Below are 14118 nucleotides of genomic sequence, written 5' to 3'. Positions count from 1 at the left end.
GCCAGCGGCGACGTCTACGTCGCCCTCGGCGTCAACCGCCGCGAAGGCAACGTCTTCGACACCAAGGAATTCCCCGCTCTTCAGGAAAACCCCAACGTCGACCGCGTCATCGAAGTCAACCCCCACACCGGCGAACGCACCGTCCTCTACACCAAACCCGGCCTCGACACCACGCCGACGCCGGACGTGCAGCCGCCCGCCCTCACCAGTGATCGCGGCGTGGACAGCCCGGTGGCGAACGACCCGCAGGTCAGCGCTCCTCCTGCGGACACTCCTGTCACCAGCGCTCCGCCCGTGAGCACTCCGGCGGTGAACACGCCGCCCGCCGACGTCCCGCCGCCCGCTGCTGGCACGCCTGCGGTGGAAACTCCGGCGGCCAACGCCTCGGACACGAACACCTCGCTGGTCGACGCGCCGCCCCCGGCGTCGCCCCCGCCGAGCGCACCGCCTGCCGGGAACGTCCAGAGCCCGGACCCGGTCGGCGCCCAGCCCGCGCCGGTCAACGCCCCTGGCACGAGCGCGCCGCCGGTCAACGCGCCTGCGGCCAGCACGCCCAACCCGACCCCGGCACCGGTCAACACCCCGACCGCGAACACGCCGCCGGTCAACACCCCGACCGCGAACACGCCGCCGGTCAACACCCCGCCGGTCAACACCCCGCCCGCTGGCAGTCCGACGGTCAACCCGCCTGCGGCCAAGACGCCGTCGGTCGCGCCGGTGCCGCCGCCCGCTGGTCCCACGGCGACGGTCGCCCCGCAGCCGCCCGCCGTCCAGCCGCCGAGCGCCCAGCCGCCTGCGGCGGAGGTCCCCCGCACCCGCTCGGCGGAACCCGATGTCCAGCCGGTCGTGGTCGTGCCCGTCCAGGCGGCGCCGCAGCTGCCCAACGCGCCCCGGCCGAGCCGTCCGGCGCAGCAGCCGAGGACGGTCACCGACGCGCAGCAGGGCATGCTGGACGTGCACGGCGTCGTCCCCGTCCAGGTTCCCGGCGCGACGCCGACCGACAGCCTGGTCAACGCGATCACCGCCACCGATCCGTCGATCACGCCGCAGGTGCCGGGCACGCCCGATCCCTCGATCGCCGACATCGCCAACGCCTCGGGCATCCGGGTGCACGTGCTCGGCCCGGACGGGCAGTTCACCTCGCACGGCCCGATCACCGGCGTGCCGGTGCACGTGGTCCAGCGCGACACCCCGGACGGCCCGCGCTACGACGGGACCAAGGAAGAGGTCCACATCGGACGGCCGGGCGTGGCCTACCCCGGTCCGACGACGGTCAGCAACGGCAACAACAAGTACACGGTCCACCGCGGCGAGTACGAGGTCGAGACGATCGCCGGGCAGCACCACGTGCGGATCTACACCGCGGTGGTCAACCCGGCCACGTTCACGCCCGACGCCGACGGCAACCCGACCTCGCCGTTCAAGGACATCCAGCAGGACCCGGACCCGAACAGCGGCAAGCTGAGCATCTCCACCGGCAACAACGCCCAGCTGTGGGCGGGCGGTGGGCGTCCGCAGCGCGCCATCCAGTGGCTGGCCAAGTACCAGCACACCGACGGCGGCAAGCCGGTCGGCCCGAACAGCCCGGACCTCAAGCGCCCGGTGCTGCGCTCGTTCCTGGTGCCGCTGGAGACCTTCGACCGGATCACCTCCGGGGCCACGGTCGAGCACGGGCCGAACGTGTCCGCGCAGGAGAACACGTACAACGTCGACCAGCGCGGTGACACCAACCAGTTCGGCATCGGCGGCCAGCACCTGGCGGACCTGATCGAGAACGCCACGCCGGGGTCGCTGGTGACCTACGCGCCCGACCCGGCGGTGCCGTTCGCGCACTCGGACGCGGCGGGCCGGGTGGAGCCGGTCGCCAAGCTCTACGAGCGGCTGGGCATGGGTCCGGACTTCCAGACCGACGCCCTGGGCAAGGAGAACGACCCGTGGTTCTCCTGGAAGAAGGACGCCTCGGGCAACTGGCAGTTCGACGGCTTCAACAACAACCCCCAGCAGCTGCACGAGATCGCCACGAACCTGCGCGAGCACTACGTCACGTGGGAGCAGTCCAAGCAGGACCCGGCTGACCGCACGCCCAACGCGCTGGTCGAGCCGGACGCGGAGACCGCGCCGGGCCGCGCGCCCGCGCCGCCGCGCGACACCAGCTTCCCGGCCCGCTACGAGCGGCTCAACCAGTTCCTCAACTCGGTGGGCCCGCCGTCGGTCAACGTCGGCAAGATCACCACCGAGGTGCTGTCGACCGCGCCGGGCGTGCTGGACGCGAAGCTGAGCACCGTGACCCCGCCTGGCGTGGACCCGCAGGCGCTCAGGGACGCGGTGGACTCCACCGTCGTGCCGGACTCGCTGAGCTCGGCGCTGCGCGACGTGGACAAGAACATCAGGGGCGCCAACGGCGGCAAGGTGCCCAAGACGGCGGCCGAGTTCACCGCCGCCGTGAACGACGGTTTCAAGACCAAGAAGACCAAGACCTCGTTCGACGACGCGGTGGTCACCCCGCTGGTGGACTCCTTCGTCAACCAGGTCGCGAACAGCGACGGGCTGAAGCTGCTCGACGGTCCCAGCAGGCAGACCGTGGCCGGCGACCTGAGGCAGAAGGCCGAAGACGCGATCAAGGCCGAGTTCGGCGACATCGGCAAGCTGGAGGACCTGTCCGGCGGCCGGGGCAAGAACGCGGGCTGGTTCAGCGGCGAGCGCAAGGCCGAGTTCCAGCGGCTGGTCGCCGAACGGCTGCGGGGCCAGCTCCCGTCGGACGTGCAGGTGGCGATCGACCCGAAGGCGCTCAGCGAAGTCGCGCAGCAGAAGGTGCTCGGTCCCGTGGTGGACCAGGCGCTGGGCTCGTTCACCGGCAAGGACCTGGTGAACACCGCGCCGGACGCGTTGAAGGCCACGGTGGCGGGCGACGTGCTGCCCAAGCTGTCGGCGGACATCGCGGCGAGCCTGCGGCAGGACCCGGCGCTCGCGCTGGCGGACCCCGCCTTCCGCGACTCGATCGCGGACGCGGTGGCCGCCGAGGCGACCGCCCAGTCGCAGCAGGCGCTGGCCGGGTTCACCTTCGCGGAGGTCGACCCGGCCGACGTCGAGGCGTTCATGGCGAACGTGCCGGAGATCGCCACGCAGGCCGAGATCGGCGCGCTGATCGCGGCGGACTCCGACCGGATCGCGGTGGACTTCAACACCCGCCCGCAGGAGGACGGGCCGTTCCTCAACGCCTACGACCAGTGGAAGTCCGAGGCCCCGGCGCAGCACCAGCGGCAGCGCGAGGCCGGTGACGCGCTGAGCGCGACGATCCAGGACGCGGTGAACGCGGACGGCAAGCCGGACGCCAAGCCGGTGGTGGACCAGCTCATCGAGAAGTTCCCCGAGCTGAAGCCGAAGTTCGACGAGGTGGCCACCAAGCCGCAGCTGGAGCCGTACCGCAAGCCGGGTTCCGCGGACGGGTACACCTTCTACGAGCACGCGCAGATGGTGCTGGGCCAGTACCTGGACCTGACCAAGGGCGAGGACCCGGACGCCCGGTTCATCTCCACCGACGCGCTGGCCAAGGCGATCCTGTTCCACGACATCGAGAAGAACAACGCCAAGAACCAGTTCGGCGACGGGCAGGGCCAGCACGACCGCGAGCCCGAGCACAAGCTCGCGGTGCAGATGATGGACCGCTACCAGGGGCTGTGGCCGGACCAGCGGGAGTTCACCGCCGCCAAGGCGATCGTGGACTCCGACCCGTTCGGGTTCTACCTGCGCGGCAAGATGTCCGTGGACGAGACGTTCAAGTTCATCCACGACCTGGCGGCGCGGGTCGGCGACCCGGACCCGAACTACTCGGGCCCGCCGAAGCCGGAGAACGCCAAGAAGCTGTTCGACGAGTTCCACCAGTACTACCAGGCGGACTTCTCGTCCTACACCACGCACAGCACGTTCACCAACGTCGACGGCGAGACCAAGCCCGGTCCGAAGGCGTTCACCGACCGCTTCGTCGCGGACGAGAACGGCATCAAGCGCACCGAGGACGGCCGCCACTTCGAGTACACCGGCGACTCCGCGCAGAAGATCGAGCAGCTGCGCGCCATGTTCGCCGACCCGGACACGATCACCGCGCACCGCGACCGGATCGGGGAGGTCGACGCCCAGAAGCAGGCCGACGACCTGGGTGTCCCGCGTCCCGCCTCGGCGCAGGACACCCCGGCGCAGAACACCCCGGCGCAGGACACCGCCGGGGCCGACACGGAGCGGTCCCGGTCGGCGGACCCGGCGCGGCCGACCACGCCCGAGGCCGCCCCGCCGAACGCGCCCGGCACCCGCGGCGCGCCGTCCGCGCCGTCCGTCACGCCTGCCGAGCGGAGCGCCCGCGGTCCCGCCCCGGAGCGGTCGTTCGACCTGCCGCCGGGCGCGCCGCTGGGCCCGGAGCACACCGCCCAGCTCGACTCGCTGGCCGCCGACGTGGCCGAGACCAACGCGATGCGCGACCGCACCGGCTACCGGCCCGCCGTGGTCGAGGTGTCCGGCCCGAACGCGCAGGTGGTCGCGGAAGCGCTGGCGGACAAGGGGATCGCCAGCACGGTCCGCGACACCGGTGGCGCGACCACCGACGTGCGCGTGGACTACGACCTCAAGCGCCCCGAGGGCTGGACCCCGCCCGCGCCCCCGGTCGGCGAGAAGGTCACCGACACGGTGATCACCTCGCCCGAGCCGCAGGGACCGCACCCGGTCCTGGACGACCCGTCCTGGCGGCACAGCACCGCCACCACCGCGCCGTGGTTCGACGCGCAGCCCGGCGCGGCGCCGGAGGCGGACATCCGCGAGGCGCGGGCGAACACCCCGGTCACCAGCACCGTCCGCGGTGAGGACGCCGGTGTCCTGAACACCACGACCGTCGGCCCCGACGGCATCGCCATGCAGCCGTGGCGCGGCACCGTCGCCTACGACACCCGCGTGCTCGACGTCAACGGCACGCCCGTGCGGGACTTCACCGTCAAGGTCTTCCTCGACCCCAACGGCAACGCCACGCCCGACCAGGTCGCCGGCCTCCAGGAGCGCACCCGCCAGGGTGTGGACGCCTTCTTCAACCAGGGCAACCGGCTGCCCAGCGGCGAGCAGTTCCACGTCACGGTGGAGTTCACCAACGACCCGAAGGACGCGCACGGCACCATCGCCGTCACCGCGCCCGACGGGCGGGCCAACCAGCTGCACTGGCCGGTGGACTCCGACCCGGCGGTGCTGGGCCACGAGGTCGGCCACTTCCTGGGCCTGCACGACGAGTACCTGGAAGCGGGCGACGTCAAGCCGATCTTCAACCACAAGGACGGCCAGGGCCGCGTCGTCAACGACGACGGCCCGATGACGCAGGGCTTCGACGCGCAGGGCACCGGCGTCCTGCCGCGCAACCTGTGGCTGGTGGAGAACCGGATGCACGCGCTGGAGTCGTTCAACACGGCCCCGGTCGACGTGACGACCGAGGTGGCACCCGACACCACGACCGACACGACGGGTGCGAACGGCGACGCGCAGGCGCCGAACGCGCCGCTGCGCAACCCGTTCCGCCGCACGCCGAACCCGGTCATCCCGCTGGCCCCGGTGGCCAACCCGGACCCGGCCCCGGTGCTGGCCACCCGCGCCCTGCCGGACTTCTTCCAGTCCAACCAGGCGCTGGGCACCATCGCGCCCACCGACGTGCGGGGCGTGGACAACGTCACCGGCGCGATCACCGGCCTCAAGCCGGGCGACGCGGCGGCGATCGACAGCGCGCTGCGCGACGACTTCGAGTCGTTCCTGGGCAGCGGCCGCAACTTCCAGGTCCAGATCGACGGCAAGTGGTTCGAGGCCAACGTCCAGGCCACCATGCTGCCGCCCGCCGACCCGGACGCCGCGATCACCACGCCGAGCACCAAGGTCAAGCTGGACATGGCCGCGGTCAGCGGCACGACCACCGCCACCGCGACCACCGTCGCCACCGCCAACGACATCGGCGGCGCGGTCACCGCGGGCACCGCGGTCGGCCCGTACGGGTCGGTGAGCGGCAAGGCGCAGCTGGCCACCCCGGCGGCGACGGTCACCACGTCCACGTCCACCGCGGACCAGCGCGCCATCAGGTCCGGCGACGGGTCGGTCCAGGCGCAGGTGCCGGTGAACTTCCAGATCACCCTCACCGACGCGAGCGGCAACGTCCCGCAGGCGGTCAGCACCAGCGGCGGCGTGACCCTCCGCATCCCCGACGACCTCGGCACGATCGCCACCTCCGGCACCGGCACCGGCCCGGTGACGCTGACCGACCCCGCGATCGGCGCGAAGCTGGAGCACCCGGTGCCGGAGGCGGTCACCGACGTCGACACCCGCCAGGCGTTCACCGAGGTGGCCTCCCGGCTGCACCCGTCGATCACCAAGATCGGCGCGCCGGGTCGGGCGGCGCTGCAGGACTTCCTCAGCCCCACCACGATCCGCGACAACCTCGGCGCGATGCTCAACGGCTGGGTGACCTCGCCGGACCTGGTCAGCCCGCACGCGAGCAAGGGCGGCGCGGTGCAGATGACGGCGACGCTGCGCACCGCCGAACTGGTCGGCACGCACGGCTCGGCCCAGTTGCAGCTGCACGAGACCAACTCCGGCAGCACCGGCGTCACCGCCACCACCAAGACCGGTTTCGACGCGGGCGCCGGGGTCGGCGGCAACGCGGGGGTGCCCGGCGCGGTCGGCGGCACGGTGGGGGTGACGGCGGGCTACTCGGCGCGCACGGCGGAGAGCGCCTCCGCGGGCACCAACACCAGCAACCGCACCGGCATCCAGGTCGGGGGCGACACCGGCCTGTACAAGGTGACCGCCGACCTCCGGGTGCGCACGCCCAGCGGCGACCCGATCACCGTGCCGGTCACCACCTACCTGCGGATGGGGCTGCCCGAGGCCGCCGCCCAGGGCCTGCCGGTGCCGCCGGGCACGTCGACCGACCTCGTCAAGCCCGGCACCGCGGGCACCCGGTTCGAGCCGCCCTACCTGGACGCCGCGCTGGCCGCGGGCAACGCCAAGGTCGGCGAGTTCGCCCCGGCCAACCAGGTGCAGGCGCAGGTCGAGGCGGCGCTGAAGAAGGTGCCCGGTTTCGAGGAGTTCCTGCCCGACTGGAACAACCCGACCGCGGACCCGCGCCGGGGCAAGGGCCAGGACTTCGCCGACGTGGCCGAGCGGCTGGCCAACCAGCGCGAGCTGGCGCAGCTGTCGCCGACCGCGCTCAGGGCCAGCATGGACAGCCTGGTGGGGCCGGGTGTCCAGGTGCGGTTGAAGAACTCCGGCACCACGACCAACACCTACGTCAACATCACCGTGAAGGCGAAGCTGGGCCAGGGCACCCACCTGGGCCAGGCCGACGCGCGCAACGTGCGCGGTTCGTCCTCCAGCGGCCCGAAGCTGGACAGCTCCACGACCACCACCAAGGGTTGGAGCGGCGGTGTCGAGGGCAAGGTCTCGGTGCCCGCCAAGACCTCCCTGGCCGCGGTGTCCTCCGCGCCCCAGGTGGGCGCGAAGTACAACCACTCGTGGTCGACCAAGAACGCCGCGGGTCCGGCGGTGAACAGCACCTCGCTCAACGCGGGCAGCCCGAACGCGCAGGTGTTCCAGCACGACGTCGAGTTCGAGGTGGAGATCACCACGTTCACCCGGCCGCGCAACTGGGTGCAGCGGGTCACCCCCGGTCTGCCGGGGGCCCAGGCGCCGAGGCCGCAGGTCGTCGCGCGCACCGGCGACCCCGGCGCCCCGCAGGCGTTGCCGCCGATCAGCGGCAAGGTGAACCTGTGGGTGTCGGACAGCTCCGCGCTGACCGTGGACCCGTCGGCGTTCAAGCCGGGCGAGCCGCAGGTCACCCCGCTGGCCGAGGCCCCGACCGTGCACCAGCTGCTCAACCCCGGCACGCCGCGCCCGAAGGCGCCGGAGCTGCTGCACGTGGAGGCGGTGGCCAACACCACGGCGCTGCGCGACGAGGCCATCAAGGTGCTCAACGCCGCGGCGGGCGGTGACACGGCGCTGACCGTGCCGGGCACCGAGTCGCGGCACCAGATCGACCGCCTGTTCAGCCCGGAGAACATCAAGGCCAACCTGCGCAAGCTGGCCGAGACCGGGATGCAGGAGACCGGTCTGACCTACGACCGGCGGGTCGCCGACCGCACCGGCGCGATCGGCGTGTCCATCCGGTTCGGCGACGCCAAGCTGGTCAGCATCGCCGACGACACCAGCACCGAGAACACCCTCACCGGCGGCTACAAGGCCGGGGAGGACAAGTCGGTGAGCCGGTCGGTGGACCTCACCGCGGGTGTCAACGTCGGGGTGAAGCCGAACACGGACCCCAAGGGCTCCGGCGGGGTCGCGGCCACCGGCAAGGTCACCCCCTGGTCGGACTCCAGGAGCGGGGCGCGCGAGATCAGCGGCAGCGTCGACCGCACCACCGCCACGCCGTCCACGGCGCGCACCGTGCTGGTGCAGCTGGACGCGAACGTGCGGCTGGTCGGGGAGAGCCGGTCGGTCAACGTCGTGCACGGCGGCACGCCGCACGCGGTGGGCGTGGACGTCAAGCTGCCCAACGCGGTGTTCGCGCGGGTCAGCGAGGACGTGGCGCGCGAGATGGGGCTGCTGCCCGACGTGGCGGCGGACGTGCCGCCGCCCGCGTTGCCGACGATGGCGCCGCCCAGGACGCTGGCCCCCGGCGAGCCGGGGGCGCTGGGGCTCAGCGCCGTCGAGCGGGTGCCCGACCTGTCCGCCGAGGTGTCCAAGCTGGTCGCGGACCTGAACCGGCGCACCGGCAAGGTCGTCGGCGACCCGCTGGTGCCGGACTCGGTGCTCAAGGACTCGATGAACAACCTCCAGCGGCTGGTCGACCTGACCTCGCCGACGAGCGTGAAGTCGATGATCGACAGCGCGCTGGACGGCGGCGTTCCGCTGCTGCTGCACCAGCCGGGCACCTTCGGCAAGGACTCGTTCCAGGTCACCCTGAAGGCCGCGGTCGGCGAGCCGCAGTTCGCGCAGGCGGTCAACGACGGCGTCGTCATGGCGCACTCCGTCACGGGCGCGGAGAAGCTCACCGACAGCCAGGGGCGCGGCACGGGTGTCGGCGTGGGGCTCAAGGCTCCGGGCCTGGCGCAGCCGGGCAGCGCGAACCCCAACGTCACCGGCACCGCAGGCGCGGCGGCGGCGGTGAACGTGGGCCAGTCCAGGAACAGCTCGGTCACCACCTCCACCACGACCCAGGTCGGCCACGTGCACGTGGGCAGCGGCCCGGCGGTGAAGTACACCGTGCCGATCCAGTTCGAGCTGGTGGTGGAGAAGGGCAGCGAGGTCGTCGCCGCGGTCAAGAGCGACCCGAAGGACATGGGCGTGCGGCTGCACGCGGACAACCAGCGGGTCACCGGCACGCCCCAGCCCTACATGGCCGCGGCGATCCGGCGCGGCCCCGAGCACGGCACGGCCGAGGCCGCGGCGACGTGGCAGGGGTCGGGCGACCCGGCCACCCTGCCGCCCACCGCGTCGGTGGAGAACCTGCGCGGCGCCGGGGACCTGCGTGACGCGGCGGTGCGCGCGCTGACCGAGGCGGGCGCGGGCAAGGGCATCACCGGCAAGGGCACCGGCTCGCTGCACACCCTGCTGTCCGCGCTGGGCTCGGAGAGCCTGCAGCCCAACCTGCCGGGGATGCTCGACGGCCCGCTGGAGGTGCCCGGCCTGCACGAGGCCGCGCTGACCTTCGGCCAGGACGCGGACGTGAAGGTCTACGCCAAGCTGGTCAACCCCCGGCTGGGCGGCCTGAGCGACGGCGTCGACCTGGAGAACCCGCGCACGTCGGTCACCACCACCAGCGGCGAGGCCAAGGTCAGCGAGACCGGCGACTTCTCCGTGGTCGCGGCCACCGGCAGCGCGGCGGTCAAGCAGGACGCCGACCCGGCCACCACGGTGAACGCGGGCTTCGGCGGCGTGGAGGCCCGGCACGCGGGCGAGGCGTCCGAGGCGGTGTCCGGCGGCGCGTCGGACAACAAGGTCAACAACCTCAAGCCGCAGGGCCGCACCGGCCTGGTCGAGTTCGACGTGGAGTACCGGGTGGTCGCCACGGTCGGCGGCCGGACCGGCGTGGTGGACCTGGCCGTGCCGTCCTCGGCGGCGGTGCGGATGCCCGCGCCCGAGGCCGAGGCCGTGCTGGGCCGGGAGTTCGGCCAGGAGCTGAGCCAGGCGCAGACCGCGGTCAAGGACGCCGCGAAGGCGTGGCGCGACGCGGAGGTGGCCGTCGACAGCGCCCGGCACGACGCGCAGGCGGTCATCAACGACGTGGCCCCGCGACTGGCGGCGGCCAAGGAGGCGCAGACTCTCGCACAGGCCGCGCTCGACACCGCCGTGCAGGCCGACCAGGCCGCGTCGGGCCGGGTGGCCGACCTGGAGCGGGCGGCGCGGGAGGCGGGCGAGCGGATCACCTCCGCGCAGGAGGCCGTCCGCGAGCTGGGCGTGCGCGTCACGGAGCTGGACATCGCGGCGCAGGACGCCGAGTGGGCGCTGGTCGACGCGACCAGGGAGGTCAACGACGCGGCGGACGCCGTCGCCGAGCTGACCGACAAGCTCGCCCGGACCCCCGGCTCGGAGGGCCTGGCCAGGGAGCTGGCCGAGGCCCAGCGGGACCAGGAGACCGCGCTGGCGACCCAGCGCGACGCCAGGGCCGAGGCCGACCGCGGTCGAGCGGAGTTCGACCGGGCGCAGCGCGACCTCGGCCGGGCGCGGGCGGACCTGACCGCCGCGCGCGACGAGCTGAGCTCCACCAAGGACGCCCTGCGCGACCAGCAGCGGTCCGCGCGCGAGGCGGCCGAGGCCCGCGCCGAGGCGCAGGCCCGGCTGGACGAGGCGACCCGCGAGCGGGCCGCCCACGAGGCCCGCGTCGTCGAGGCCGAGCGGGTGCTCGGCGACCGCCGCCGCGAGGCCGACCTCAAGCAGCTGGAGTGGTGGCAGGCCAAGCAGCGGGTCGAGGAGCAGGTCGACGGCTTCAACGCGTCGCCCGTCGCACCGCCCGCACCGCCTGCACCGGACACGACCCCGGACACGACCGCGGACACGATTGCGGACACGATTGCGGACACGATTGCGGACACCGGGGCGACCCGTGCGGAGGACCTGGCGAAGGCACGGGAAGCCGAGCGGTCGCGTCGCCAGGCGGTCGCCGAGGTGAGCACCCGCCTGGACACCGCGCGCACCCAGCTCGAAAACGCGCGGAACGCGGACGCCCAGGCCACCTGGGACGCCACCGCGAGGGCGCTGGAAGCCGAGCTGGCCACCGCCCGGTCCCAGCTCGACGCCGCGACGGCGGCGGTGGAGGCGCTGACCGACAGCCGCGAGACGTCCCCCAAGACGTCCCCCGAGACGTCACCGGAGGCGTCCCCCGAGGTGTCACCGCAGGTCGCCGCCCCGGCTGCGGAGCGGTCGTTCGACCTCGCGCCGAACGCCGACCTGACCCCGGAGCAGGCCGCCCAGCTCGACTCGCTGGCCACCGACCTGGCCGAGACCACCGCGACCCGCGACCGCATGGGCTACCTGCCCCCGGTGGTCGAGGTGTCCGGCCCGAACGCGCAGGTGGTCGCGGAAGCGTTGGCGGACAAGGGGATCACCGGCACGGTCCGCGACACCGGTGGCGCGACCACCGACGTGCGCGTGGACTGGGACCTCAAGCGCCCCGAGGGCTGGGTGCCGCCCGCGCCCCCGGTCGGCGAGAAGGTCACCGACACGGTGATCACCTCGCCCGAGCCGCAGGGACCGCACCCGGTCCTGGACGACCCGTCCTGGCGGCACAGCGACGCGAGCACCGCGCCGTGGTTCGACGCGGTCTCCCCGGTCTCCAGCGCCGACATCCGGGCCGCCCGCGCCGACACCCCGGTCACCAGCCGGGTCCGCGGCGAGGACAGCGGGGTCATGACCGACTCCACCGTCACCCCCGACGGCGTGCGGCTCAACCCGTGGCGCGGCCAGATCGCCTACGACACCCGCGCGCTGGAGGTCGACGGCGTCCCGGTCAGGGACTTCACCGTCAAGCTGCACGTCCCCGACGCCAACCTGCGGGAGCGCACCCGCCAGGGGGTCGAGGCGCTGTTCAACCGGGGCAACCGGCTGCCAAGCGGCGAGCAGTTCCACGTCACGGTGGAGTTCACCCAGGACCCGGCGGACGCCCACGCGCGGATCACCATCACCGAGCCGGGCAGCAGGCCCGACCAGCTCAACTGGCCCGCCGACACCGACCCCGCGCGGCTGGCGCACGAGGTCGGCCACTTCCTCGGCCTGCACGACGAGTACGCGGAGGACGCGGTGGACGGCACCGGCGCCAGGCCGGTGTTCACCCACGAGGAGGACGCGACCCGCGTGGCGGCGGCCGGGCCGATGAGCGCCCAGCCGGGCCCGCTCGTGCCGCGCAGCCTGTGGCTGGTGGAGAACCGGATGCGGGCGCTGGGCTCGGCCTACGAGTTCGAGGCCGACGCCGCGCTGCCGAAGGCGCCCCCCAAGCGCCCCCACGACGAGGTGGCCACCACTCCCGAGCCCGACGCCATGGACGTGGACTCGACCGACCCGGACGGGGAGCCCGGCCCGGCGACCAAGCGCGCCCGCCACGAGCTGGACGTGCCCACCGCCGAGCTGGCCGACCTCGACCTGGCCCCGGTGGTGCGCACCGACGAGGGCGTGCACAACCAGGCGTTCGCCGACCTGCCGCCGGGCGGGGTGCCGGTGTCCCCGGTGACGCCGGAGAACTACCTGGCGCACACCGAGCTGAGCATCCGCGAGGACCACCCGCTGTCCTTCGTGGTCAGCGTGATCGTCCCGACCAAGGAGCTCGGGCAGCTCGACGCGGTCGTGGACAGCGTCATGGCCGGGCTGGACGAGCACGAGCGCGGCCGGGTCGCGTTCGTGCTCGGCGTCAACGCCAAGGACCAGCAGGCGGTGGACACCGCGCTGGCCCTGGCCGAGCCGGTGCTGGCGGGCCGGTCCGAGCCGATCGCCCTGGTGGGGCTGGTGCACGGCAGCAAGGGCTTCAAGCACGGCGAGATGCGCAACCGGACGCTGGACAGCGACGCGCACCGCTTCGCCGTGCAGTCCATGGTGGCCAGGAAGACCTACCCGTACGTGTCCGTCATGGACTTCGACACGGGCAGCCGGGCGGTGCCGTCGGGCGACCACATCTTCGCCCACGTGCGCAAGCTCGTCTCCGACCCGGAGATGGGCACCGACCCGTCCCGCCCGCTGCTGGTGGGCGGCGGCTACCGGGTGGGCGACACCGACGCCTTCCGGCAGGGCGTGGAGGGCAGGCTCGGCAAGGGCAAGCAGGTCAAGGCCAGGGAGAAGCTGAACTCCGACCAGTTCGTCGAGGACTTCCGCACCGAGATCCAGGCCGACATGGCGGCCCGGCAGAACATGGCCGCCACGCACCCGCTGCTGCCGTACACGCCGGAGCCGAACCTGTTCATCGACGCGCTGCCGCCGCTGGTGGACCCCGGCGTGCGGTTCGGCGACGCGGGCGCGGAGTTCGTGGCCCTGTCCAAGTCGCTGAACCTGTTCTACGCCAAGGAGTTGGCCGCCCACCACGAGGTGTTCCTGCCCCCGCACCCGGACAGCGTCGAGCACGCCTCGGAGCAGGACTACGAGGACGCGGTGGAGCTGTACGAGGAGCTGGTGCAGGAGGCCCGCATCGACGGCGCCCGCGTCGAGCACCCGGTGCGCGGCGAGGTGTTCCTGGTGGACTTCGTGGACGGCGCGGTGGAGACCGACCTGTCCCGGCTGGCGATGCCGCTGGTCAAGCCGGGCGCGAAGGCGGTCAAGCTGCAGTCGCACACCACCCTGGGCGGACCGCTCAACCAGGTCTTCAACACCAGGGAGGACAAGAACGGGGTACGCGCCGCCGACTACCGCAAGGCCGTCAACGACCCGGCGAACGGGTTCACCGGCCCCTACCGGGGTCCGGACGCCGACGGCGCGCCGCAGGAGTGGACCCCGGACGAGGCCACCCGGCGGGGGCTGGGCGAGCCCGAGAAGAACGGGCTCAGCGTGGCCATCTCCACGCCGCTGCCCGAGCCGTTCGCGCCCAAGCCGCCCCCGGTGGACGAGAATGCCGAGCCTCAGCCCGAGCCC

Annotated in this window: 1 protein-coding gene; it reads left to right on the top strand. The window is 73.2% G+C overall.

Annotated features, from left to right (window positions below; genetic code table 11):
• A partial coding sequence (locus IEZ00_RS35795; protein ID WP_506347080.1) for a coiled-coil domain-containing protein occupies positions 1–14118 on the top strand: 14118 nt, incomplete at both ends.

Origin of the sequence: Saccharothrix coeruleofusca (assembly GCF_014648515.1) — a bacterium.
In the GTDB taxonomy this organism is placed as follows: domain Bacteria; phylum Actinomycetota; class Actinomycetes; order Mycobacteriales; family Pseudonocardiaceae; genus Actinosynnema; species Actinosynnema coeruleofuscum.
This window is presented reverse-complemented; position numbering and strand designations above follow the sequence as displayed.